The following is a 24,409-nucleotide window of genomic DNA, read 5'->3' on the forward strand; positions in this document are numbered from 1 at the left end:
CACGATGACAGACGCCGCCCTCTCCCCCGCCCCCGTGAAAGCCAGTCCGTTTAACGAGCTTGAGGTTCTGTGGGTGCGCCACTGGACCGACAGCCTGTTCAGCTTCGGCGTCAAGCGGCCCGAGGATTTCCGCTTCCGCTCGGGCGAGTTCGTGATGATCGGCCTGCCCGGCGAAGACGGCGGAAAGCCTGTCCTGCGCGCCTATTCCATCGCCAGCCCTTGCTGGGCCGAGGAACTGGAATTCTTCTCGATCAAGGTCGCTGACGGCCCCCTGACCTCGCGCCTGCAGAAGATCCAACCCGGCGACACCGTCCTGATGGGCAAGAAGCCGACCGGCACCCTGGTTCTGGACGCCCTGACTGGCGGCGAACGCCTGTTTCTGATCGGCACCGGCACGGGGCTGGCGCCTTGGCTCAGCGTCGCGCGCGATCCAGAGACCTATTCCCGCTTCGGCCATGTCTATGTGATCCACACGGTCCGCAGCGTCGCCGACCTGGCCTACCGCGACTTCTTCACCCGCGAAATCCACGACGATCCTCTGATCGGCGACGAGGCCAAGGCCCAGCTGACCTACTATCCGACGGTCACCCGCGAAGCGTTCGAGACGCCGGGCCGGATTACTGACCGCATCAAGTCCGGCGACTTCTTCCGCGACCTGGGCCTGCCCGAGGGGTTCGACCCCGCCCGCGACCGCGCCATGCTGTGCGGCTCCATGGCCATGATCAAGGAAGCCGGCGAACTGCTGGAGACCTATGGCCTGAAGGAAGGCTCCAACGCCGAACCGGCCGACTATGTTCTGGAACGCGCCTTCGTCGGTTGAGACAGTCTGACGGCTTGGCTTGCGCGGCCTGACCCGCTAACCCCACGCCCATGTCAAAGCCTGCTCTTGTCGCCGTCGATGCGCGCGTCGATCCCGCCGAATGCCAGTCGATGGCCGAGGTCCGCCAGGGCGTCGACGCCCTGGACCGCGCCCTGGTCGCCCTGCTGGCCGAGCGCCAGCGCTACATGGACGCCGCCGCCCGCATCAAGCCCGACCGCGACGCCGTCTTCGACCAGGCCCGCATCGACGACGTGGTCGCCAAGGTTCTGGTCTCGGCCGAAGCCCACGATCTGTCACCCGATATCGCCGAACCCGTCTGGCGCCTGCTGATCGACCGCTGCATCGCCCACGAGTTCGCCACCTATGACCGGACTCGCAGCTAGGACGGCACACACCAGCCATCCTAACCGAGCGAAAAGTTCGACCTAGTTTCAACCGATTAGGTCGCAGCAGCGTCAATCACTCTGCCGTTCTTTCAGGGCGCCGTATAATGGGCGTCCGGTCTTTGACATCGCGACGCGCCTCGCTCGCCGAAATTGCACTTTCTTGTATTTTGCACGCGTTTTCGGAGTGCAGTGCAATTCTATCCGCTTCGCCTCAGCCCTTAAGGCCGCGCAGCATCAGTTCGTGGCGATAGGCTGCAACATCAGCCAGGGCGGCCTCCAGCGCGTCGCGCACCCGTTCCACCGCCGGCGCGGCCAGCTTCTGGTCCACCGATTCCGCCTCGGCGCAGATCGCCGCCAGGTCTCGCGCGCCGATGCCCGCCGCCGCGCCTCTGATCGTATGAACCCCGTCGCGCCAGCCCTCGACCTTGGGATCAAGCATCACGGACCAAAGGTCGGCCTGATTGACGAACAGGCCCAAAACTTCCTCGTTGATGGCGTCGTCCCCGCCCGTCATGCCGTTCAGCACGGCGAAATCGACGGCGCCCGTCAGATCGCGCAACGCCATCAGGCCGCCGTTTCCTCGCCCTTGGCGAGGCGCGAGTTCCGCGAGGACCAGAGCAAATAGATCGCCACGCCGACCACGTTCCAGACCACGAAGCCGATCTGCGTCACCGGCTTCAGGCTCAGGAAGAAGACGATACATCCGATCACGCTGATCGCCCCAACCACCGGCCACAGCGGCGCCTTGAACACCCGCTTGCGACCGGGCTCGCGGATGCGAAGCACGATCAGGCAAACCCCGACCGAGCAGAAGGCCGCCAGCGTCCCCGCATTGGCCAGCGACGCCAGTTCGTCCAGCGGCAACAGCCCCGCCAGGATCGCCACGACGATGGCGGTGAACACCGTCACCACCGCCGGCACGCCCCGGCTCGACACCTTGGCCAGGCGGCGCGGCAACAGGCCATCGCGCGCCATGCCCAGGAAGATGCGGCTCTGGCCGAACAGGAAGGCCAGCAGCACGGTCGGAAGCGCGATCACCGCCGCCGCCGCAATCCACTGGGCCGCTGTCCCCTGTCCCATCTGGCGCAGGATCAGGGCCAGCGGCTCGGGACTGCTGGCGAAGGTTGCCACCGGCCGCGCACCGATGGCCGCGGCCGCGACGACCAGATACAGCGCCGTGCAGATGAGCATGGAGCCGACAATGCCGATGGCCAGGTCACGCTCGGGCTTCTTGGTCTCTTCCGCCGCCGTCGAAATGGCGTCGAAACCATAGAAGGCGAAGAAGATGATCGCCGCCGCCGCCATCACCCCCGTCTGGACGAATGGCGCGCCGAACCCATTGGGCATGAAGGGCGTGAAATGCTCGGGCTTGAAGGCCGGCAGGGCGATGGCCACGAACACCACCAGCGCCGCGATCTTGATCAGGACCAGCACCGCGTTCAGTGTCGCGCTTTCCTTGGTGCCCAGCAGAAGCAGGCCCGTCACCACCCCGATGATGGCCACGGCCGGCAGGTTGATGATGCCCCCCGCATGCGGCCCGGCGACCAGCGCCGTCGGCAGATCGATCCCCAGCCCGCTCAAAAAACCAACCGCATAGCCGGACCAGCCCACCGCAACGGCGCTGACGACCAGCGAATATTCCAGGATCAGGCTCCAACCCACGATCCAGGCGATCAACTCACCCAGCACGGCATAAGAATAGGTGTAGGCGCTACCCGCCGTCGGCATCATGGTCGACAGCTCGGCATAGGCCAGGGCCGCGCAGGCGCAGACCAGTCCCGCAAGGCCGAAGCTGATCAACACGGCCGGGCCCGCCAGGCCCGCCCCCACCCCGATCAGCGTCAGGATGCCGGTGCCGACGATGGCCCCCACGCCCAGGGCCAGCAAGTGCGGCCAGCTCAACGTCGGCTTCAGCCGTGGTCCGTCGTGCGGTGCCATCATGGTGTCGATCGATCGACGACGGTTCCAGAAGGCCATGCTGTTCGCTCCCCCGCCGCTTGCCGCGGCTGATTCCACGGGGACCATACTCCGTCGCAGAAAGTTTGCGAAAGCGCTTGCCAACCCCCGAACCTCTGGGTAGTAGGAGCGCCCTTCGGCAAGCCCTCTGGTCCCCGAAGACGCAGACGATCGGTCGGGTGATTAGCTCAGTTGGTAGAGCAGCTGACTCTTAATCAGCGGGTCGTAGGTTCGAACCCTACATCACCCACCATCGTCTTTCCCTAGCTTCCCAACAGCCTCTTGGATTTCGCGCAGCGTGGCTTAAATGCCGATGCCTGCCGCTGAACGGAATCCGACCTATGGCCGACTACGACTACGACCTCTTCGTCATCGGCGCCGGTTCGGGCGGGGTGCGGGCGGCGCGGCTAACGGCGCTGGACGGCAAGAAGGTCGCGGTCGCCGAGGAATATCGGGTCGGCGGCACCTGCGTGATCCGCGGCTGTGTGCCCAAGAAGTTCATGGTCATGGCGTCCGAGATCAGCCACGCGCTCGAGATCGCCGAGGGCTACGGCTGGTCGTTCGACAATGCGAAATTCGACTGGCCCACCTTCCTTGAAGCCAAGGACGTCGAGATCGCGCGCCTGTCCGGCATCTACGCCGCCAACCTGGGCAAGGCCGGGGTCGAACTGGTCCACGGGCGCGCGGTTCTGAAAGACGCCCACACGGTCGAGATCGTCGGCAAGGATCGCACCATCAACGCCGAAAAGATCCTGATCGCCACGGGCGGCCGCCCGTGGAAGCCGGACGAACTACCGGGGATCGAGCACGCCATCACGTCCGAAGAAGCCTTCCACCTCCCGGAACTGCCCAAGCGCATCCTGATCGCAGGCGGCGGCTATATCGCGGTGGAGTTCGCCGGCATCTTCGCGGGCCTGGGCGTGGAAACGACCCTGATCTATCGCGGCCCGAACATCCTACGCGGCTTCGACGACGATGTGCGCGCGCACCTGGCCGGAGAGATCGAAAAGCGCGGCATCAAGGTCATTCTGGGCTGCCAGCACGAGAAGATCGAGAAGACCGATACCGGCCTGGTCAACCACCTCGAAAACGGGATGAAGCTGGAGACGGACGTCGTCATGTTCGCCACCGGCCGTATCCCCTACGTCAAGGATTTGGGCCTGGAGAGCGCAGGCGTGGAGCTGAATGAAGCGGGCGCCATCAAGGTCGATCCCTATTCCAGGACGACGGCGGACAACATCTGGGCCATTGGCGACGTCACCGACCGGATGAACCTGACGCCCGTCGCCATCCGCGAGGCCGTCGCCTTCCACCAGACCGTCTATCGCGACAATCCCCAGCACTTCGACTACGAGGCCGTGGCCACCGCCGTCTTCAGCCAGCCGCCGGTCGGGGTCGTGGGCCTCAGCGAGGCGGAGGCCCGCCGCTCCTGCTCGAACGGCGTCGATGTCTATGTCACTCGGTTCCGGCCCATGAAATACGCCTTCACCGGCTCAGATGAGCGGGTGCTGATGAAGCTGGTGGTCGATGCCGACAGCCAGCGCGTGGTCGGCGTCCATATCGTCGGCCCCGACAGCCCCGAGATGATCCAGCTGGCCGCGATCGCCGTGAAGGCCGGCTTGACCAAGGCGCAGTGGGACGCCACTTGCGCCGTCCACCCCACCATGGCCGAAGAGCTGGTCACGCTGAAGGAGAAGCAGTCGGGCGCGACCTCCGCCGGCTGACGCTTGCCCTCAGGGCCTGGGCCGCTCGCGGAACCGTTCCAGCAGGTCCAGCCGGGCGCTGAACGGCACGGGCGTCACGGTCGGTCCCGGATTCACGAAGTTCATCAGCCGGGTGTCTCTCAGCGTCGCCGTGGGCCAGCGTGGCCGCCCGACGCCGTTCGGATCGCCCGAGCGCGCGAATGCGGTCCAATAGCCCATCATGGCCTCCGACGCCTTCCGGTCCCGATCCTCGACCGGATACGGCAGGGTGTTCAATGTGCCGAACACATACGGCCGCTCGATCGCATGGGTCGCGCCGCCATGTGGCTCCGGGTTCTGCGGCGACGAGATATCGAACCGATAGAGCCAGGCCGGATGGCCTGCCTTGGCATGCAGCCGCGCCAGCATCCGGGCCGGCTCGGAGAACACTAGATCCGTGATCGCCAGCTTGTCGAACGCCTCCAGCCCGCCATAGGCCTGAACGGCGTCGGCGCGCTCGAGCCAGGTCATGTCGTCATCGATCTGACCATAGCCGTTGCGATCCGTGGGCCGCATCCACCAGAACTCGGCGCTGTTGCTGCCGATGATGAAGGGCACCGGGGCCTGCCGCCCCGCCTTGAACGCCGCCTCGACGGTGGACAGCACGACTCGCCCGTCGATCAGCGTCAGGTCGCCGTTGGCGAAGACCGGAGGCGGCGTCAGGAACAGATCGGCCGGCGCCGCGCGCAAATCCGCCGCCGTTCGCAGTCCCGCGCCGTAGGCCCAGACTTCGCCGCGCTCCCGCGCTGAAGGCGCGCCATAGGCGCCCTTGCGGTCCAGCGGCGTCTGCAACTCCCGCCCCAGGCCGGACTGAACGATCGCCCGATCGAACAGACCGCGCGCCGGCGGAGAAATCATCAGCCGCGTGACGATCGCCCCGCCCGCCGATTCGCCGAAGATGGTCACGTTCTTGGGGTCGCCGCCAAAGGCCGCGATATTAGCGCGCACCCATTTCAGCGCCGCCGTCACGTCCATCAGACCGTAGTTGCCAGCCGCCTCGCCCGCCGGCCGCTCGGCCGCCAGCGCCGGATGATCGAAGAAGCCCAGCCGCCCCAGCCGATAGTTCAGCGTCACCACGACCATGCCGCGCTTGGCCAGGTTGGTTCCATCATACAGCGGCGCGGTTCCCGACCCGTTCACCAGGCCGCCCCCATGAATCCAGACCATGACCGGGGCGGGCTGAGCCGCACTGATGGGCCGCCAGACGTTCAGGTTCAGGCAATCCTCGCTCATCGGCAAGGGACCGACGCCGGGGTCGCCGTTCGGGGGCGCCTGGATGCACAGCGGACCATATGTCGAGGCGTCGCGCTGGCCCTGCCAGGTCGGCGCGGGACCGGGCGGTCGCCAACGCCGCTCGGCCGTCGGCGGCGCGGCATAGGGAATGTTCTTGAACGCCGCCACATCGGCATCCGCGCGTCCGTTCAGGACGCCCTGCGAAATGCGGACGGTGGGCTGGTCGGCTGCGGGCGCCATCATGAGCGAGAGGGTGGCGAAAACGCCGGCGATTGTCATGCGCGCTGATTAGCAAATTCCGGCGTCTCGCCAATAAACTTGCGATCACAGTTCACGACACGCGACCAGAGAACCGATTTCGATGTGGCGCGTTATCGCCAAGCTGTGCGGGGTAGGCGTTGAACGAAACAGTGAAATCAAGCGACCTGACCGTCGATCTGGGCGCGGCCTTCGAGGCATCGCCCAATCCTTACGTGCTGATCACGCCTGACCTACGCATCGCCGAGGTCAACCAGGCCTATATGGATGTGACGGGCGCCAAGCGCAGCGAAGTGTTGGGCCAACCTCTTTTTGCCGCCTTTGACTCGGGCCCTGGCTCGGACGCCCCAGAGAACGTCCGCCAAGTCCGTGCCTCACTGGAAAAGGCGCGCGACACCCGACAACGCGATCACCTGGCGGTCGTGCGCTTTTCAATGCCCCGAGCCCAGCCGGACGGCAGCGAGATTTTCGAAGAGCGCCTTTGGAGCGCCACCCATACGCCCATCCTGAACGCCGACGGCGAAGTGGTCATGCTGCTTCAGCACACCACGGATGTGACGGATCTGGCGCCCGTCATCCGCCCGGATGAGCCGACCACCGCGCTGGACGCCATCGTAGGCGGCTCCGTTCTGCGTCGCGCCCAGTCGGTGCAAGAGGACAATCGTCGCCTGGAAACCGAGCGCAATCGGCTTGTCGAAATGTTCATGCAGGCGCCCGGCTTCGTCGCCATCCTGTCCGGGCCAGATCACCGGTTCCAAATGCATAATGACGCCTACAGCCAACTCATTGGTCACAGGGATATTGCCGGCAAGCCCGTCAGGCAGGCCCTGCCGGAACTGGAAGGCCAAGGCTTCTACGAGTTTCTCGACAGCGTCTTCGCCACAGGCGAACCCTATGAAGGCCGCGAGAGCGCAGCGCAGCTGCAGCGCAAGCCCGACGGGCTGCTCGAAACCGTCTATCTCAACTTCATCTATCAACCGATCCGCGACGACGCGGGCGTGGTGGTGGGCATCTTCGTGCAGGGCCACGACATCACCGAGAACGTCCTGGCCGCCCAGCGCCAGAAGTTGATGATCGACGAACTGAATCACCGCGTGAAGAACACCTTGGCCACGGTGCAATCCATCGCGATCCAGACGGCCCGTTCCAACACCGATCCGGCCAGCTTCGCCGAGACCTTCCAGTCCCGGATCATGGCGCTGTCACACACCCACAATCTGCTGACGCAAAGCCATTGGGAGGGCGCCGACCTGCGCGCCATCCTGGAGCATGAGACTGAAGCTTACGGGCCGACCCGCATAAGCCTGAATGGCCCGCCGGTGTCGCTGGAGCCCGCCGTCGTCCTGTCTCTGGGCATGATCTTCCATGAGCTTGCGACGAATGCCGCCAAATACGGAGCGCTGCACACGCCGGACGGTCGCATCCTCATCGACTGGGGTCTGGCGGATCAGCGCGACCGCAAACTGAAGCTGAGCTGGCGCGAAATCGGCGGCCCCAAAGTTACGGTTCCGGACAGAAGAGGCTTCGGTAGCCGTTTGATAGAACGAAACATTCGACATGATCTGGCGGGCGAGATCGATCTGGTCTACGCCCCCGATGGATTGATCGCGGAACTGACGGTTCCACTGGACAGGACGGCCGCACAATGACTCAACCTCTGACCGGTCGCCGTGTCCTCGTAGTCGAGGACGAGTCGCTCGTCGCCATGCTTCTGGAAACCATTCTGGAAGACATGGAATGTGTGCCGATCGGCCCCGCCTCCAATGTGGACGACGGTCAAAGACTGGCCCGGGACACGGAAAATCTCGACGCCGCCTTGCTGGACGTGAACGTCGCCGGTCGTCAGGTCTTTCCCGTCGCCGAGGCGTTGAAGGAACGCGGCGTGCCGTTCGTCTTTTCGACCGGCTACGGCGAAGGCGGACTGCCCGACGAATGGCGCGGCCAGCCCACGATCCAGAAACCCTTCACAGAAGCCGCCATCCGCGACGCCCTGATGAAGGCCATGGGCGTCGCCGAAGTTTAGAGACCTGCTTCAGTACGGTTATAAAGTAAAGGTTTGCCGACCCAATAGCAAAGCTCGGCAGGCCGCGAGATGTCCCAAATCTCCAAATCAGCGGCTTTGCCATTTTCGATGGTGCCGATCTCACCCGACATACCCAGCGCCCGCGCAGCCTCTCGGGTCGCGCCGGCCAGGGCCTGTTCCGGCGTCAGACGGAACTGAACGCAGGCGAGGTTCAGCGCGGCGGTCATGGAAGCGACTGGCGAGGTGCCGGGGTTGCAGTCGGTGGCGACGGCCATCCGCACGCCGTGGCGGCGCAGCAGATCGACCGGCGGCGCCTGGGTCTCGCGCAGCATCAAATAGGCGCCGGGCAGCAGGACGGCGACCACGCCTGCGGCGGCCATGGCGGCGACGCCTTCCTCGTTCGCATGTTCGATGTGATCGGCGGACAGAGCCTGATAGCGTGCCGCCAGGGCCGCACCGCCGCCGTTCGACAACTGGTCGGCGTGCAGCTTGACCGGAAGGCCGAGGGCGCGCGCCCTGTCGAAGAGACGCGACACTTCTGCAGTGGAGAAGGCGATGGGCTCGCAATAGGCGTCGACCGCATCGACCAGGCCTTCGGCATAGGCGGCGGGCAGGATCTCGTTGATGGCCAGATCGACATAGGCGGCCCGGTCGTCGCGATATTCAGGCGGCACGGCATGCAGGCCCAGATAGCTGGTGCGGACACGCACCCCGCCCTCGCGCCCGATCCGACGCGCAACACGCAGCATCTTCAGCTCCGTCTCGAGGTCTAGACCATAGCCGGATTTGATCTCAACGGTGGTGACCCCTGTGGCCTTCAAACCCGCCAGACGTGTCATGGCGGAGGCGAACAGGTCATCCTCTGACGCGGCGCGCGTGGCCTTCACGGACGAGACGATGCCGCCGCCGGCCCGCGCGATCTCCTCATAGGTCGCGCCGCCCAGCCGCTGTTCGAACTCTGCCGAACGGTCCCCGCCGAACACCAGGTGGGTGTGGCAGTCGATCAGGCCAGGCGTGATCCATCGCCCGTCCAGACGCTGGGTTTCAGCCGCCTCTACGGCCGGCAGGTCAGCGCGCGGTCCCACCCAGGCGATGCGGCCATCGGCGACGACCACGGCGGCGTCCTGGATGGCGCCATAAGGGACCGGTCCCTCGACCATGGTGGCGACATGGCAATCGATCAGCAGACGGTCGGCCTTCATCGGCGAGGCTCCTTGGCCAGAACGGGTGAATGGGCTGACGAGAAGCGCGCCACCAGATCGTAGCGGTCGCCGGGGAAGGTCTGCCACACCCGCGTCACCCCCTGCCCGTCCCGCCATGTCCGCCGCTCGACGCATAGACAGGCGGCGCCGGGCTTGAGTTCCAGCAGGCGGGCCGCGCGGGCGTCGGCCGCGATCGCTGAAATGCGGTTCTCAGCCTCAGTCCAGGGCGCCGAGTCCAGCAGCCAGCTTCCTGGCGGAACTGTATGAAAATCCACGTCTATGGCTTGAGGCGCCGCGCCGACCGCGATCAGCCGATGTTCCAAGGCCAGCGGCGCACCGTCGGCGCTGTGCAGACACGTCAGATCCAGCAGACGACCACCCGAAGCCAGTTCGATTTCGTCCTCACCATCTGGCTCGCGTTCGATCCGCTCAAGGAGGACATAGCCGTAAGCCTGACCGCGCTCGATCACCTCTGCCCGCAGGTCGGGAATAGCCAGGACGGCGGCGTGGGCCTTGGGCTGGGCGACGAAGGTGCCGGCGCGACGCCGACGCATCACCAGCCCCCGCCCCGCCAGTTCCGAAATGGCCTTGGACACCGTCATGCGCGAACAACCGTAGCGATCGGTCAGCTCATGCTCGAACGGAATGCGATCGCCGGGCGATAGCTCGCCGGACAGAATAAGCCCCTCCAGATCGGCGTAGATGCGGCGATGAAGGCTCACCCCAACACCGTGGCCAGCGCCTTGCGATAGCGCGCCTCGATGCTGTCCCGCGCGACGTGGCGGCCGTGCTTCACGACCTCCTGCCCCGCCCGCCAAACCGACGCAATAGAGCCCGTCGGCGCACCGAAGATCCAACTGTCGAGCAGCGCATCGCCCGACCGTCCGGCGAAGGCGACGCCGCTGGTATCCAGCGAGACGATATCCGCCGACACTCCGACGCTCAGACCCGACGCCGCGCCCGTCGCCTGGGCGCCGCCGGACAGCGCACGGTCGAAAAGGGCGCGGCCCGTCGAGCGTTGAGGGTCCGCCATGACCGCTCGTCCGCGCAGCGCCAGCCGCTGGCTGTATTCCAGCATGCGCAATTCTTCGGCTACGCCGATCTGGACATTGGAATCCGTGCCCACGCCGAACCGTCCCCCTGCGCGGGTGAACTCGGCCGCCGGAAAGACGCCGTCGCCCAGATTGGCCTCGGTGATCGGGCACAGGCCGACGACGGCGCCGCGCTCGAACACGCCGCGCCATTCGGTCTCGGTCACATGGGTCGAATGGATCAGGCACCAACGCGGATCGACCGGCGCATTGGTCACCAGCCATTCGACCGGCCGCGCGCCCGACCAAGCCAGGCAGTCCGTGACCTCCTTGGTCTGTTCCGCCACATGGATGTGGATCGGCCCATCGCCCGCCAGCGAAGGCATGGCCGTCAGTTCATCCGGACTGACCGCGCGCAGGCTGTGCGGCGCGACCCCAACCACGGCGTCGGGCAGATCGGCGGTCAGGGCCCGGCATCGCGCGACCAGATCGGCAAACCCGGCCAGATTGTTGATGAAGCGCCGCTGTCCATGCGCCGGCGGCTGTCCGCCGAACCCGGCATGGGCGTAGAAGACCGGCAGCAGGGTCAGGGCGATCCCCGTCGCCTGCGCCGCCGCTATGATCCTCGCAGCGATCTCGACCCGGTCCGAATAGGCCGCGCCCGACGGGTCATTGTGCAGATAGTGGAACTCGGCGACGCGGGTGAAGCCGCCCTCCAGCATTTCCATGAAGGCCAGAGCGGTGATGGCCTCGATCTCTTCCGGACCGCCCCGATCCAGGAAACGGTACATCAGCTCGCGCCACGTCCAGAAGTCGTCGTCCGAAGGCCCCCTCGCCTCGGTCAGGCCCGCCATGGCGCGCTGAAAGGCGTGGCTGTGGACATTGGCGACGCCCGTCAGGGCGACACCGCCCCCTTCGTCCGTTGGGCTGCGCGCGACGCCTGTTGCCAGACTGGCGATCCGCCCGCCCGCGATGCCGATGCGGACATCGCGCGTCCATCCGTCCGGCAGCAGGGCCGCCTCGAACCAGAGGGTGCGATCCACAGGCTGCGGCTGAAGGGTCACTGGACAGGTCCCTGTCGTTACGATCAATATGTCTAGACATACCACGGTGGATCGATTTGGCGAGGGAGGCCGAACGGATGCAGGACTGGCTGACCATCCACGAAGGTTCGGCGCCGCTGGTGATCGGCCTGCCGCACACGGGCATCGACATTCCGACCGCCATCGAGGCGCGCATGACCTCGCCTTGGCTGGCCCGCAAGGACGCGGACTGGTGGGTGGACCGGCTGTACGACTTCGCGATCGACATGGGCGCGACCCTAGTGCGAACGGGCGTGTCTCGCAGCGTCATCGATGTGAATCGCGATCCGTCGGGCGTCTCGCTCTACCCCGGCATGACCACGACCGGCCTGTGTCCCACCGAAACCTTCGACGGGGAGCCGCTATATCGCCCAGGCCAGCAGCCCGACGCGGCCGAAACTGAGGAGCGCCGCGCGATCTGGTTCGATCCCTATCACACCGCGCTGCTAGACCAGTTGGAGCGACTACGCAGGTCCGGTCCGGTCGTCCTCTACGACGCCCATTCGATCCGATCTGTCGTGCCGCGCCTGTTCGAGGGCGAACTGCCGCAGTTCAACATCGGCGACAACGACGGCGCCACCTGCGCCGGTGAGCTGACGCACGCTGTCGAGAAAGCCTGTGCGTTCAGCGGCGACAGTGTCGTCGTCAATGGCCGCTTCAAGGGTGGTTGGACCACGCGTCATTACGGCCAACCCGACGCAGGCGTTCACGCCATCCAGATGGAACTGGCGGACCGGGGCTACATCCTCGATCCCGCCGGCCCGGTGTCGCCCGAAAACTGGCCCAGCCCCTATGCGCCGGACCGCGCCCAGCCGATGCGCGACCATCTGCGCCGCGTCCTGACCGCCTGCATCGCCTTCGCCGAGAGCCAACGATGAACACGCCCAACGCCCGGATCGTCCGCAGCCCGCGCGGCCCGGAAAAGACCGCCAAGACCTGGGACGCCGAGGCGGCCATGCGCATGCTGATGAACAACCTCGATCCCGAGGTGGCCGAGCGGCCGCAGGACCTCGTCGTCTATGGCGGCATCGGCAAGGCGGCGCGGGATTGGGCGGCGTTCGACAGGATCGTGGAGACGCTGAAGACGCTCGAAGCCGACGAGACCCTGCTGGTGCAATCGGGCAAGCCGGTCGGCGTCTTCCGCACGCATGCCGACGCCCCGCGCGTGCTGATCGCCAACTCCAACCTGGTGCCCAAATGGGCGACCTGGGAGCATTTCAACGAACTCGATCGCAAGGGTCTGGCCATGTATGGCCAGATGACCGCCGGGTCGTGGATCTACATCGGCACGCAAGGCATCGTCCAAGGCACCTACGAGACGTTCATGGAGGCCGGCCGCCAGCACTACGGCGGCGACTGGTCGGGCAAGTGGATCCTGACCGCAGGCCTGGGCGGCATGGGCGGGGCCCAGCCCCTGGCCGCGACCATGGCGGGGGCTTCGTGCATCACGATCGAATGCCAACGCAGCCGGATCGAGTTCCGTATGCGGACGCGCTACGTCGACGTCATGGCCGAAACCCTGGACGAGGCCTTGGCGCTGCTGGAGCAATCGTTCCGGGACAAAAAACCCTTGTCGATCGGCCTGTTGGGCAATGCAGCCGATCTAGTGCCTGAAATGGTCCGACGCGGCATCCGGCCCGATTTGGTCACCGACCAGACCAGCGCGCACGATCTGATCAACGGCTATCTCCCCTCGGGCTGGACCATCGCGGAGTGGGAAGACAAGCGCGTCAGCGATCCAAACAGCGTCGCCGCCGCTGCGCGCGCCTCCATCGTCGGTCACGTGCAGGCCATGCTGGACTTCCAGGCGATGGGCGTGCCGACCACCGACTATGGCAACAACATCCGTCAGGTCGCCTTCGACGCGGGCGTCACGAACGCCTTCGAGTTCCCCGGCTTCGTGCCCGCCTACATCCGCCCGCTGTTCTGCCGGGGGATCGGTCCGTTCCGCTGGGCGGCCCTGACCGGCGATCCGGAAGATATCAGAAAGACAGACGCGGCGATGAAGCGACTGTTCCCCGACAATGCGGGCCTGCGTCGCTGGCTCGACATGGCCGGCGAGCGCATTGCTTTTCAGGGACTTCCTGCCCGCATCTGCTGGATCGGATTGGGTGATCGCCACCGCGCCGGCCTGATGTTCAACGACATGGTGGCGTCGGGCGAACTATCGGGGCCGATCGTCATCGGCCGCGATCATCTGGACAGCGGCTCGGTCGCCAGCCCGAACCGCGAGACCGAGGCCATGGTGGACGGATCGGACGCCGTCTCCGACTGGCCTCTGCTGAACGCCCTGCTGAACACGGCCTCTGGCGCCAGTTGGGTGTCGCTGCACCACGGCGGCGGCGTCGGCATGGGCTATTCCCAGCATTCCGGCGTCGTCATCGTCGCCGACGGCACGCCGGAGGCCGCCAAACGGCTTGGACGGGTGCTGTGGAACGACCCCGCCACCGGCGTCATGCGTCACGCAGACGCCGGCTACGAGATCGCCCGCGCGGCGGCTCGTGAGCACGAACTGAACCTGCCGGGCCTGAAGGCCTGAGCCATGACGACCCTGACTATCGGCCAATCGCTCCTCACCCTCTCCCAACTGCGCGCCGTGCTGGATGGCCCTGTGACCGTCTCCGTCACACCTGCCGCCTGGACTGATGTTGACAAGAGCGCAGCGACCATCGCCGCCATCGTGGCCGAGGGACGCACCGTCTATGGCGTCAACACCGGCTTCGGCCTGCTGGCCAACACCTCCATCGCGCCGGAAGATCTGGAGACGCTGCAGCGCAATCTGGTTCTCAGCCACGCCTGCGGGGTCGGGCCGCTGCTGCCGGATTCGGTGACGCGTCTTTTGATGGTGCTGAAGATCGCCAGCCTGTCGCGTGGCGCCTCCGGCGTTCGGCGTGAGACGCTGGAGGCCCTAATTGCTCTGGTCAACGCGGACATCCTGCCCTGCATTCCGTCTAAGGGATCGGTCGGCGCCTCGGGCGACCTGGCGCCGCTGGCCCATATGTCTTGCGTCCTGATCGGCGTGGGCGAGGCGCGGCTGAACGGCGAGACCTTGGAGGCCGAAGCGGCTCTAGCCAAGGTCGGTCTGACGCCGCTCACGCTCGGCCCTAAGGAAGGCCTGGCCCTGCTGAACGGCACCCAGTGTTCGACGGCGCTGGCCCTTGCCGGTCTGTTCGCGGCCGAGGCGGCGTTCGCCGCCGGGATCGCCGCCGGGGCCTTGTCGGTCGATGCGCTGAAAGGGTCCGACGCCCCCTTCGATCATCGCATCCACGCCCTGCGCGGCCAACCAGGCCAGATCGCCGTCGCCGCCCGCCTGCGCGAGCTGATGGCGGGCTCCGCCATCCGCGACAGTCACCGCGACGACTGCTCCAAGGTTCAGGACCCCTACTCCTTGCGCTGCCAGCCCCAGGTCATGGGCGCGGTCCTTGATGTGTTGACCAGCGCCGCCGCCACGCTTGCGCGCGAGGCGAACGCCGTGACCGACAATCCGCTGGTCTTCATCGAGGATGGCGACGTCATTTCGGGCGGCAACTTCCACGCCGAACCCGTTGCTTTCGCTGCCGATCAGATCGCCATGGCTCTGTGCGAGATCGGCAATATCTCCGAACGCCGCACATCAATCCTGGTCGATCCCAAGATGAGCGAACTGCCGGCCTTCCTGGTCAAGGAAAGCGGGCTGAACTCCGGCTTCATGATCGCCCAGGTGACAGCCGCGGCACTGATCGCCGAGAACCGCATGGTCGCTCATCCGTGCAGCGTCGACACCGTGCCGACCAGCGCCAATCAGGAAGACCATGTCAGCATGGCCACCCACGGCGCCCGCCGCCTGCTGGACATGGCCGAGAACACGGCGACGGTGGTCGGCATCGAGCTCCTGGCGGCGGCGCAGGGACTGGAGTTCCATCGGCCGCTCACCAGCTCGCCGGCGCTGGAACAGGTGTTCGCCATCGTCCGCGAAGCCGCCGCCCCCTACGCCAGCGACCACTATTTCGCTCCGGACATCGCCCGAGCGACCGACGCCGTGCGCGCCGGTCGTTACCGGACCTTTGCGGAGGACCTGCTGCCTTCGGCCTGATCGGGCTCAGCCGCCGAGAACGCCCAAGTGTTCCAGCAGGATGGCCGTGCCCAGACCGATCAGGGCCACGCCGCCGATGATCTCGGCCGTCTTGCCGAAGCGCGTGCCCACGGCCTTGCCGATTAGCATGCCGATGGTCGTCAACACGAAGGTGGTGAAGCCGATCGAGGCGGCGATCACCCAGATATTGGCCCCGATGAAGGCCAGACCCACGCCCACGGCCGCGGCGTCGATGCTGGTGCCGACCGCCGTCGCCACAAGCGCCCAGGGGCCGGACCGGCGCGGCGCCTCATCCTCGTCCGGGCCCCGCGGTTGAACGCCTTCCCAGATCATCTTGCCGCCGACGATCAGCAGCAGGGTGAAGGCGATCCAGTGATCCACCTTCTCGACCAGGCCGGCGGCGATGATGCCAAGTCCCCAGCCGATCAGGGGGGTGATCGCCTCGATCACGCCGAAGACCAGGCCGGCCTTGACGGCGTCCTTGACGGCGGGTCGATGCGACGCCCCGCGTCCGACGGCGGCTGCAAAGGCGTCCGTGGACATGCTGAGCGAGAGAATGGCGATGGCGCCTGGGGTCATGAAACAGCACTCGACCGGACGCGTGACAGCGGTCCTGCACCGGCCGGTCGCGGCGTCAGGACACGCTGGTCTCGCTAGGCGGTGGTTCCGCTGATCGCGCCACGCGCCGAAGCGCGAGTATGTTGACGCGATCCCGACGACGAACGCCGGAAGCTACTCCCCAACAGGAGGCGGCTCTCTACACGCCGCTTCCTGCGCTTGGCAACCTCACAGGTCGATCACGTGCCCGACTTGGGCGCCATTGCGGCGGGCGCATCATCGCGGGCCGAGGTCGATGCGCCGGACGGTTGGCGCTCGACCGTCAGGGCATAGGCGCCCATTTGATTGGGCCCATAGGCGCGAGCGCGCACGACGTACCAGCCGTCGTCCGGCGCGGTCCAATCCAGCTTGGCGTGCGCGTCGGACAGGCTGTCGTCATCGGTGGCCAGGCTGGTGAAATCGCCGTCCTCGTCTTCCTTGCCCAGGTCGATGAAGGAGTCGAAGGCGTTCGACACCATCGTCAGACGCAGCTTCTCGTCCTTCTTGGCCTGGAAGCGATAGGCGTCGAAAAAGGCGCCTTCGTCGCTGAGCGCAGCGCTGTTCGACAGGGTTCCGCGCACGGTCGACCCGATCAGCAGGCTGCCGGGCTTGGGCTCTGGCCCGCGATCCAGCAGTTCCAGCGAATAGAGGCCCTTGCTTTCCGCATCCAGCGGCATGGCGCGGACCACATAGTTCCCGTCCGACGGCAGGGTGAAGTTCAGCCTAGAATCGGTGCCCTCGGCCAGGCCGTCGTCATCGCTGGCCAGGGCCTCGAACTCACCGTCGGCCTTGCCGATCTCCAGATAGGCGTCGAAGTCGCCGGACCGCAGGATCGCCTGGACGCGCTGTCCTTCCGTTCCGGCAAAGACATAGGCGTCATAGCGTTTGCCATCGTCGCCCTGGGGGTCCTCGTCGGTGATCTCGCCCTCCACGGTTTGACCCAAAGTCGCCGTGGTCGGCGGCGGCGGCGGCGCGGTTTCGGTCAGCTTCAACGTGTAGTCGCCCTCGGCCTCGTCGCTGAATCCCCGCGCCTCGATGATGTAGTCGCCGTCGGCGTCCAAGGTGCGCGCGATGCGGGCGTCGGTGCCCGAGCCAGCGCCATCATCGTCCTCCGCAAGGACAGTATCGTCCGAAGCACGGCGAAGCGTCAGATAGGCGTCGAAGTCGCTCGACTTCATCTCGATGGCGACGCGCTGGCCGTTCGTCCCGGTGAAGCGATAAGTCTCCGCGCGCTGGCCGCCGTCGTTCGTGGCGCTGTCCGAGCCCAGCTCACCCTTGATCTCGTCACCGATCGCGATGGGCTTTGACGGCGGCGCGGGCGGCGCCTCGGCCAGGCCCAGTTCATAGCGACCCAGCCCGTCTTCCAGCGACGTGGCGCGGATCACATATTCGCCGGCCGTCGGCGCCGTGAAGGTCAGCCGCGAATTCAGCCCGCCGCCAGGTGCATCGTCGTTGGAACTGATCTCGACGAAATCGGGACCGTTCATTCGCCCCACCCGAACCAGGGGATCGAAGGCCTCGGAGTTCAGCGTCACGACAAACCGATCGCCGGCGTTGGCGCGGAAGGCGTAGGCGTCATAGCGGCCGCCGTCTTCCTGCTCAGGATCGCGAGCCGTCAGTTCGCCGTTCTGGGTCGCCCCCACACGAATGCCGCCGGGTCGCGGCGCACGCGGCGGCGCCGGGCGTTCCTGCAACGACACACGATAGTCGCCGCCGTCCAGTCCGCTCAGCGTCCGGGCCCTCAGAATATAGGTCCCCGCCTGTTCAGGCGTGAACCGCAGCCGCGCATTGGTGCCGTCACCCAGTCCGTCGTCGTCTGACGCCAACGGCTCGCCCGCTGCGCCGTCGGCGTAGACTTCCAGATAGGCGTCGAAAGCGTCCGATCTCAGCGTGGCTTCCAGCCGCTGTCCCGCCCGCGCCTCAAACCTATAGTCGTCATAGCGATATTCGTCCGCCGAAGCCTTGGCGTCGCCGTCCGTCAAGGCGCCGGTCACATTGGCGCCGATGCGCAGAGACTGCGCGTCCTGGGCCACGGCCGGCGCGACCGCCCACAACAGGGCCAGGGTGCTGACAGCGGCGGCGAGCGACGGACGGTTCATGAATTCCTCCAGCATAGGCTGCGGATCATAGACGCCGAACCGTGACGGCTGTAAATCGCGCCATCCTGATTTCCCACCAGACGGAGCTGCCATGTCGGCCCAATCCACGCCTGCGACCCTGATCGACGGCAAGGCCTTCTCGGCCGCCCTGGTGGAACGCGTCGGCGCGGCCGTCGCCCGGCTGGAGGCCGCGCATGGCGTCAAACCCGGCTTGGCCGTCGTCATCGTCGGCGAGGATCCGGCCAGCCAGATCTACGTCCGCAACAAGGGTGAGACGACGCTGCGCGCCGGCATGCGCTCCGACACCCACCGCCTGGCCGAATCGACCCGCCAAGATGAACTGCTGGCCCTGATCGCTCAGCTGAATGCGGATGAGGGCATCCACGGCATCCTGGTCCAACTGCCCCTGCCCGCCCACATCGACGCGACGGTGGTTCTGGACGCCATTTCGCCGGACAAGGATGTGGACGGCTTTCACGTTGTCAATGCGGGTCGTCTGGCCGTCGGTCTGCCGGGTCTGGTCCCCTGCACACCTCTGGGCTGTCTGATGCTGCTGAAGGATCAACTCGGCGATCTGTCGGGCCTGAACGCCGTCATCGTCGGCCGTTCCAACATCGTCGGCAAGCCGATGGCGCAACTGCTGCTGGCCGAAAGCTGCACGGTCGCCATCGCCCACTCGCGCACGCGCGACCTGCCCGAGGTCTGCCGTCGCGCCGACATTCTGGTCGCCGCCGTCGGTCGGCCCGAGATGATCAAGGGTGACTGGATCAAACCGGGCGCGACCGTCATCGACGTGGGCATCAACCGCGTCCCCTCGGCTGATCCCGTGAAGGCCGCCGAGGGCAAGACCCGCGTCGTCGGCGATGTCGCTTTCAAGGAGGCGGTCGAGGTCGCAGGTCGCATCACCCCGGTGCCGGGCGGCGTCGGCCCCATGACCATCGCCTGTTTGTTGGCCAACACCTATTCGGCCGCCTGCCGCCTCAACAATATCCAACCGGAGCCATTGGACGCTTGATGCATTCATTGGGCCGGTGAATAGTCCCGCTCAACGGCGCTATCGCCGAACGGGAGATGTCATGGTCCGCTTCAACGCTCGCGCCGTCGCTCTGACCGGCGCTCTGATGATCGTCCCCGCCGTGGCGGGCTGCGGCTACAACACCATTCCGACCAAGCAGGAACGCGCGGAGGCGGCCTGGGCCGATGTGCAGAGCCAGTATCAGCGCCGCGCCGACCTGATTCCAAACCTGGTCGCGACCGTTCAAGGCGCCGCGATCCAGGAACGCACCACCCTGACGGACGTCATCAACGCCCGCGCTCGCGCCACCTCGGTCAACGTCTCGGCCGACGACCTCGATAATCCGCAGGCCTTCCAGCAGTATCAGGAAGCCCAGGGCCAGCTTTCCGGCGCCCTGTCGCGCCTGCTAGTGACGGTTGAAGCCTATCCGCAACTTCAGGCCAACCAGAACTTCCTGACCCTGCAGTCCCAGCTGGAAGGCACCGAGAATCGCATTCAGATCGCGCGCCGCGACTACAACGAGGCCGTTCGCGACTACAACACCACCCTGCGCACGTTCCCGCAGGTGATCTGGGCCAAGACCCTGCACGGCGGTTCGCAGCCGATGCAGCTGTTCACCGCCACCGCCGCCGCCCAGTCGGCGCCGCAAGTCAACTTCAACCTTAACGCCCCGCCCGCCAACGCCTCGGCGCCCGGCGGCGGCGCACCGGCCGTGGCGCCGGGCGCGACCCCGCCCGCCCAGTGACGACCATCCAAGCGGCGGCGCGGCGTTCGCCGGGCGTCGCCGCCTTCCTTTTCAGCCTTGTCATCGCCCTGCTGCTGGTCCTGCCGGCGGCGGCGCAGAGCAAGATCGACTTCCCGCCTCTGACCGGCCGCGTGGTCGATCAGGCCAATCTGCTCGATCCGGCGACGGAACAGGCCCTGACTGAAAAGCTCGCGGCGCTGGAAGCCAGTTCCACCGACCAGCTGGTCGTCGTGACGGTCAACAGCCTGCAGGATCAGGAGATCGAGGACTACGGCTATCAGCTGGGTCGCGCCTGGGGCATCGGTCAGAAGGAAAACGACAACGGCGCCCTGCTGATCGTCGCGCCGAATGAACGCAAGGTCCGCGTCGAGGTCGGCTATGGGCTGGAGCCCATTCTGACCGACGCCTTCTCGTCCCAGGTCATTCGCAACGACATCCTGCCGTCCTTCCGCGACGGCGATTATCAGGCGGGCGTGATCAAGGGCGTGGACGCCCTTATCGCTCAGTTGTCGCTCGACCCGGCGGAGGCGCAGGCGCGCGCCCAGGCCGCCGCAGCCGAGCAAGCCGACACCAAAGGCGAATCCATCATTCCGCTGGTCATCATCGCCGGGCTTTTCCTGTTCATCTTCTTGATCTCCGTGCGGTCCGGGCGCGGACGACGCAGCAATGTCAGCTCGGTCCTGCTGTGGGCGGCGTCCGAGGCGCTGCGGAACTCCGGCAGAGGCGGCGGCGGTTGGGGCGGTGGCGGCGGCTTCGGCGGTGGCGGGTTCGGCGGCGGTGGCGGCAGTTTCGGCGGCGGCGGGGCCTCGGGGGGATGGTGATGCAGATCACGCACAACGACCGCACCCGCATCGCCGAAGCCATAGCGGCGGCCGAGCGTCAGACGTCGGGTGAAATCTTCTGCGTCGTCGCACGTCGTGTCTCGACCTATCTGGACGTCAGCCTGGCCTGGGCGGCGGCGATGGCGCTTTTGGCCCCGATCGTCTTCGTTCCGTTCGTGCTGGATCTTCGCTGGCCCAGCGATGGCTGGGAGGCGGCCCACCAGGCCGCGCAGGACGTCACGACGGCGCAGGCCCTGGGCCTCTACGCCCTGTCGCAGGCCGTCGTCTTCGTCGGCGTCTTTCTGCTGACCCGTATACCAGCCGTGCGCCGTCTCGTGACGCCCGCCGGCGTCAGGCGCGGCCGCGTCAGGGAGGCGGCCTTGCAGCAGTTCCTGGCCCAGGGCGTCCATGTCACGCAGGAGCGCACGGGCGTTCTGATCTTCGCGGCCATGGACGAACATCAGGTCGAACTGATCGCCGATGAAGGCATCTACGCCAAGGTGGATGAGGACGCCTGGGCTCAGGCCGTCGCGGTCCTGACCCGCGAACTGCGCGCCGACCGACCCGTCGATGGCTTTGCCGCCGCCGTCGGTCTGTGCGGAGAGGTTCTCGCCCGCCATTTTCCGCCACGCGCCGACAATCGCAACGAGTTGCCCGATCATCTGATTCTGCTCTGATCGTCGCATCGGGGTCGCATTCGCGCGCCAGAAGGCCTAGCCCACGGTCAAAGTTCAAACAGCCGCCAGCTCATGCCTCGCCTTCTTACCTACAATGTTCACCGCTGCGTCGGCACGGATCGCCGTCTGGATGTCGGCCGGATCGTCGCCGTCATCGCCGAGTTCGAGCCGGACATCGTCTGCATGCAGGAACTGGACGTGGGCCGCGCGCGCACGGGCGGGGTCGATCAGGCCGAGGCGATCGCCGACGGTCTGGCCATGACCTCGCGTTTCCATCCAGCGATGCGGGTCGAGGCGGAACAGTACGGCGACGCCATCCTGACCCCGCATCCCGAACGGCTGATCCGCGCCGGCGCCTTGCCGACGGTGAGCGGCATTCCAGGGCTGGAACCACGCGGCGCGATCTGGTCGGAAATCGAGATCGACGGCACGGCCGTCAACGTCATGAACACCCACCTGGGCCTTGTGCCACGCGAGCAGCGTCTTCAGGCCGCAGCCTTGGCCGGATCCGGCTGGGTTGGAGGATGCGAGGGACCGATCCTGCTGGCCGGAGATTTCAACGCCACTTCGATCACCCGCCCCTATCAGACCCTGTGCCGCAGCCTGCAGGACTGCCAGCGTCAGTTGGGCCAGAAACCCAGCGTGAAGACCTTCCCGTCGGCCTTCCCTGCCATCCGCATCGACCACTGTTTCGTCAGCCCGCATATCCGCATCCGCGCGGTGCGATCCGCCTTCTCGCCCCTGGCCCGCGTCGCCTCGGACCACCTGCCGCTGATCGTCGATTTCGAGGTCGTTCAACCCGGCGCGTGACCGCCCTCGGACGCTGGTCGCGTGCGTTGCGAACGGTTCAGACGCTTCCAAGGCCGCCAGGCGTCGCTGGACGACGTCGGGTCGCCCAGCTGCCATTCAGCGAACATCCGTTGAATTCGCGTCGGCGGCTCCGAGCCCAGCGGCTTCAGCCGATCGGTTTCGAAGTTGCAGATCGCCTGCCCCACCGAGCCGAAGACGCCCTCGACCGCCGCATAGTCCTCCGTTGCGACGCCTAGCCAATGGGCGATCGTCCGGTGACGGTGCGCCGTGATGAAGGCCCGACCGGCCGCATCGACAGGCTCGGCGGCGATGTCGCATTCTGTATCCAGGCCCATCGACCGGTTGTTCAGATTGGTGGACCCAATCCGCAGAAGCCGGTCATCGATGATGGTCACCTTGGCGTGGACGATGATCCGGTCGCCGTCGGCGGTCAGCGGGGCGAAGGCGAAAAAGCGGTTGTATTTGTCCGCCTGCTCCAGCCGGTGCAGCACCTCGGCCCGGGCCGTGTCCATCGTCATGCTGTCGAACCAGCTCGGACTCTTGGCGGTCGAGATGACGATGACCTGTGGCCCCTCCACCTCGGCCAGCCGCTCGGCCAGTGCGGCGGCGATGACCGGCGAGGTGAAATACTGGTTCTCGATATAGATTAGCCGCTCGGCGCGCCGGATTGATTCCAGGTGCAAGGCTTCGCTCTCGCGCACCTCCTGCCGCCCCGACCATTTCGGCTCTGTGCGGGCGATGCCGACGGGCACGTCGGTCATCTGCACCGGCACGCCGTCAGGCCAGGGATCGTCCTCGACCTCGTCCGGGATGGTGCGCTCCCAGGTCGCCTTGAACCAGCGTTCGCGCGCCAGATCGCCCAGCGCACGCGCCGCAGGGCCGTCCATCACGCTCATCACCTCGTGGCGCGCCTTGCAGATCAGGCCGCTAGGCAGGGCGCGGCGCGGGTCGCCGTCCAGATGTTCGTCGGAATCCCAGCGATCGGTCGAGATGTCGCCGCCGCCGCAGAAGGCCACCTTGTCGTCGATGACCACCACCTTCTGGTGATGACAGGCGCCGATAGGGCCGGGGGAATCGAGCCGGAACTCAACCATGCGCTTACGGAACCAGCGCTGCGCCTTGTGCGGATAAAATCCTTGCGACGCGGCGATCAGTAGCGGCGATTTCCAGATGAGCAGTCGCACATCCAGGTCCGGCTTCTTCTTGACCAGCATCCGCAGCTGGCGACCGATTTCCGCCGATTTGTCGCCGGGCCGCGTCTCCGGATCCAGATGAGTGCGTGGATCGAACTGCCATCCCAGCAGCACGATGGATCGTTGCGCCTTGTGAATCGCAGACGATAGGGCGTCGAAATAGGCCTCGTTTTCCATCAGCACAGAAAAGCGGTGCGCGACGGCGGACGTCCACAGGGCGGGCCCCGGCTCCAGCAGACTGCCTTCGTAACTGTCGCCGGCTAAAGTCATGCGACCTATCTGTCTGATTCGCGTGACATGGTGTCGAAGCGCCTGCATTCTCCGTTCCACGCGCGTGTCCTTCGGTCAATCTTTCAGGGCGGGATTGTGACGTTCGCCGATTTGGCGCATAAGGAGCGTAGCCATACAGGCTACGAGGGAGGGTAGAATGCAGGCGCTTGTCGAACTGATCGCTGGCTTCATCGCCCTGCTGGCCGCCGCCGTCCTGACGCAGTTCGGCGTCGACACCCACAACCCCAACCACGGCGACCGCGAAGTGCGTCGTGTGGTGGAGTGTCGGGACACCGGCTCCAACGCCACGCTGCTTTCCGAATCCAAGCGCGACTGCTGAACGCTGCGGCGCTTTGCGCGCTGCATGACGCGGTTCA

At 66.3% G+C, this 24,409-nt stretch carries 23 protein-coding genes, 1 tRNA gene and 1 riboswitch; of the genes, 15 read left to right on the forward strand and 9 right to left on the reverse strand.

The annotated features are described in order from the left end of the window. Nucleotides 1-4 precede the first annotated feature (4 nt). Both BLR19_RS03285 and BLR19_RS03290 read left to right on the forward strand, forming a co-directional pair. Nucleotides 5-820 (forward strand): ferredoxin--NADP reductase, encoded by an 816-nt coding sequence (locus BLR19_RS03285; RefSeq protein WP_055809056.1) that lies wholly within the window; start codon nt 5-7, stop codon nt 818-820. Between the two features lie 50 nt (nt 821-870). Continuing rightward, nucleotides 871-1,203 carry a chorismate mutase gene (locus BLR19_RS03290; protein WP_091747140.1) on the forward strand — a complete coding sequence of 111 codons (333 nt, stop codon included), beginning with the start codon at nt 871-873 and terminating at the stop codon, nt 1,201-1,203. Between the two features lie 214 nt (nt 1,204-1,417). Here the strand turns inward: BLR19_RS03290 and BLR19_RS03295 are convergent, their stop codons facing one another. After that, the gene (locus BLR19_RS03295) at nt 1,418-1,771 is read right to left on the reverse strand and encodes an Hpt domain-containing protein (RefSeq protein WP_091747144.1); all 354 of its coding nucleotides are present in this window, start codon (nt 1,769-1,771) and stop codon (nt 1,418-1,420) included. Beyond that, nucleotides 1,771-3,183 (reverse strand): amino acid permease, encoded by a 1,413-nt coding sequence (locus BLR19_RS03300; protein WP_091747147.1) that lies wholly within the window; start codon nt 3,181-3,183, stop codon nt 1,771-1,773. Before BLR19_RS03300 ends, BLR19_RS03295 begins: the two co-directional genes overlap by 1 nt. Nucleotides 3,184-3,339: 156 nt before the next feature. On the opposite strand from BLR19_RS03300, the gene BLR19_RS03305 reads away from it, so the two are divergent. Together BLR19_RS03305 and gor are read left to right on the forward strand one after the other, a co-directional pair. Beyond that, nucleotides 3,340-3,415: transfer RNA gene (locus tag BLR19_RS03305), tRNA-Lys, on the forward strand. A gap of 88 nt (nt 3,416-3,503) precedes the next feature. After that, a complete protein-coding gene (gene gor, locus BLR19_RS03310) occupies nt 3,504-4,886 on the forward strand; it encodes a glutathione-disulfide reductase (RefSeq protein ID WP_091747151.1) in 1,383 nt (460 codons plus the stop codon). A 9-nt stretch (nt 4,887-4,895) separates the two neighbouring features. Here gor and BLR19_RS03315 read toward each other — a convergent pair whose 3' ends face one another. Next, nucleotides 4,896-6,416, reverse strand: a complete 1,521-nt coding sequence (locus BLR19_RS03315; RefSeq protein WP_091747154.1) for a carboxylesterase/lipase family protein — start codon at nt 6,414-6,416, stop codon at nt 4,896-4,898. A gap of 131 nt (nt 6,417-6,547) precedes the next feature. Between BLR19_RS03315 and BLR19_RS03320 the strand changes: the two genes are divergently transcribed. Together BLR19_RS03320 and BLR19_RS03325 are read left to right on the forward strand one after the other, a co-directional pair. Continuing rightward, nucleotides 6,548-8,044 (forward strand): HWE histidine kinase domain-containing protein, encoded by a 1,497-nt coding sequence (locus tag BLR19_RS03320; protein WP_255366409.1) that lies wholly within the window; start codon nt 6,548-6,550, stop codon nt 8,042-8,044. Beyond that, nucleotides 8,041-8,418: a response regulator gene (locus BLR19_RS03325; RefSeq protein ID WP_091747160.1), complete on the forward strand. Its 378-nt coding sequence runs from the start codon at nt 8,041-8,043 to the stop codon at nt 8,416-8,418. Before BLR19_RS03320 ends, BLR19_RS03325 begins: the two co-directional genes overlap by 4 nt. On the opposite strand, the gene hutI is transcribed toward BLR19_RS03325, so the two are convergent. The 3 genes from hutI to BLR19_RS03340 are packed head-to-tail and all read right to left on the reverse strand — an operon-like array spanning nt 8,415 to nt 11,715. Next, entirely contained in the window at nt 8,415-9,620 is a 1,206-nt protein-coding gene (hutI, locus tag BLR19_RS03330) for an imidazolonepropionase (protein WP_091747163.1), read from the reverse strand. The two genes, BLR19_RS03325 and hutI, sit on opposite strands and share 4 nt — an antisense overlap. Next, nucleotides 9,617-10,342, reverse strand: a complete 726-nt coding sequence (hutC, locus tag BLR19_RS03335; RefSeq protein WP_091747166.1) for a histidine utilization repressor — start codon at nt 10,340-10,342, stop codon at nt 9,617-9,619. Before hutC ends, hutI begins: the two co-directional genes overlap by 4 nt. Further along, nucleotides 10,339-11,715 (reverse strand): formimidoylglutamate deiminase, encoded by a 1,377-nt coding sequence (locus BLR19_RS03340; RefSeq protein ID WP_091747169.1) that lies wholly within the window; start codon nt 11,713-11,715, stop codon nt 10,339-10,341. The genes hutC and BLR19_RS03340 overlap by 4 nt, the downstream gene beginning before the upstream one ends. Before the next feature lie 77 nt (nt 11,716-11,792). Here BLR19_RS03340 and hutG point away from each other — a divergent pair, with 77 nt between their 5' ends. The 3 genes from hutG to hutH are packed head-to-tail and all read left to right on the forward strand — an operon-like array spanning nt 11,793 to nt 15,805. Further along, nucleotides 11,793-12,611: an N-formylglutamate deformylase gene (gene hutG, locus BLR19_RS03345; protein WP_091747172.1), complete on the forward strand. Its 819-nt coding sequence runs from the start codon at nt 11,793-11,795 to the stop codon at nt 12,609-12,611. Continuing rightward, on the forward strand, nt 12,608-14,272 hold the full coding sequence (hutU, locus tag BLR19_RS03350; protein WP_091747175.1) for a urocanate hydratase: 1,665 nt from the start codon (nt 12,608-12,610) through the stop codon (nt 14,270-14,272). Before hutG ends, hutU begins: the two co-directional genes overlap by 4 nt. A 3-nt stretch (nt 14,273-14,275) precedes the next feature. Beyond that, nucleotides 14,276-15,805: a histidine ammonia-lyase gene (hutH, locus tag BLR19_RS03355; RefSeq protein ID WP_091747178.1), complete on the forward strand. Its 1,530-nt coding sequence runs from the start codon at nt 14,276-14,278 to the stop codon at nt 15,803-15,805. Nucleotides 15,806-15,811: 6 nt separating this feature from the next. Here hutH and BLR19_RS03360 read toward each other — a convergent pair whose 3' ends face one another. After that, on the reverse strand, nt 15,812-16,384 hold the full coding sequence (locus BLR19_RS03360) for a manganese efflux pump MntP (protein WP_091747181.1): 573 nt from the start codon (nt 16,382-16,384) through the stop codon (nt 15,812-15,814). A 27-nt stretch (nt 16,385-16,411) separates the two neighbouring features. After that, nucleotides 16,412-16,555, reverse strand: a riboswitch (yybP-ykoY riboswitch). A 47-nt stretch (nt 16,556-16,602) separates the two neighbouring features. Then, the gene (locus BLR19_RS03365) at nt 16,603-18,501 is read right to left on the reverse strand and encodes a PPC domain-containing protein (protein ID WP_143007324.1); all 1,899 of its coding nucleotides are present in this window, start codon (nt 18,499-18,501) and stop codon (nt 16,603-16,605) included. Between the two features lie 91 nt (nt 18,502-18,592). Between BLR19_RS03365 and folD the strand changes: the two genes are divergently transcribed. The 5 genes from folD (at nt 18,593) to BLR19_RS03390 (ending at nt 22,569) form a co-directional block, all read left to right on the forward strand. Next, complete coding sequence (gene folD / locus BLR19_RS03370; RefSeq protein WP_091747185.1) at nt 18,593-19,516, forward strand: bifunctional methylenetetrahydrofolate dehydrogenase/methenyltetrahydrofolate cyclohydrolase FolD; 924 nt, start codon at nt 18,593-18,595, stop codon at nt 19,514-19,516. 61 nt (nt 19,517-19,577) lie between these two features. Further along, a complete protein-coding gene (locus BLR19_RS03375) occupies nt 19,578-20,261 on the forward strand; it encodes a LemA family protein (protein ID WP_039248006.1) in 684 nt (227 codons plus the stop codon). Continuing rightward, the gene (locus BLR19_RS03380) at nt 20,258-21,082 is read left to right on the forward strand and encodes a TPM domain-containing protein (protein ID WP_091747188.1); all 825 of its coding nucleotides are present in this window, start codon (nt 20,258-20,260) and stop codon (nt 21,080-21,082) included. The genes BLR19_RS03375 and BLR19_RS03380 overlap by 4 nt, the downstream gene beginning before the upstream one ends. After that, nucleotides 21,082-21,759, forward strand: coding sequence for a TPM domain-containing protein (locus BLR19_RS03385; RefSeq protein ID WP_255366411.1), 678 nt, complete (start codon nt 21,082-21,084; stop codon nt 21,757-21,759). Before BLR19_RS03380 ends, BLR19_RS03385 begins: the two co-directional genes overlap by 1 nt. A gap of 72 nt (nt 21,760-21,831) precedes the next feature. After that, nucleotides 21,832-22,569, forward strand: a complete 738-nt coding sequence (locus BLR19_RS03390; protein ID WP_091747194.1) for an endonuclease/exonuclease/phosphatase family protein — start codon at nt 21,832-21,834, stop codon at nt 22,567-22,569. Here the strand turns inward: BLR19_RS03390 and BLR19_RS03395 are convergent. Then, the gene (locus tag BLR19_RS03395) at nt 22,554-24,032 is read right to left on the reverse strand and encodes a phospholipase D-like domain-containing protein (RefSeq protein ID WP_091747197.1); all 1,479 of its coding nucleotides are present in this window, start codon (nt 24,030-24,032) and stop codon (nt 22,554-22,556) included. The two genes, BLR19_RS03390 and BLR19_RS03395, sit on opposite strands and share 16 nt — an antisense overlap. Before the next feature lie 157 nt (nt 24,033-24,189). Here BLR19_RS03395 and BLR19_RS03400 point away from each other — a divergent pair, with 157 nt between their 5' ends. Beyond that, nucleotides 24,190-24,372 carry a hypothetical protein gene (locus BLR19_RS03400; protein ID WP_039247996.1) on the forward strand — a complete coding sequence of 61 codons (183 nt, stop codon included), beginning with the start codon at nt 24,190-24,192 and terminating at the stop codon, nt 24,370-24,372. Nucleotides 24,373-24,409: the final 37 nt, after the last annotated feature.

Source organism: Brevundimonas sp. 374 (assembly GCF_900102995.1).
GTDB lineage: Bacteria > Pseudomonadota > Alphaproteobacteria > Caulobacterales > Caulobacteraceae > Brevundimonas > Brevundimonas vesicularis_C.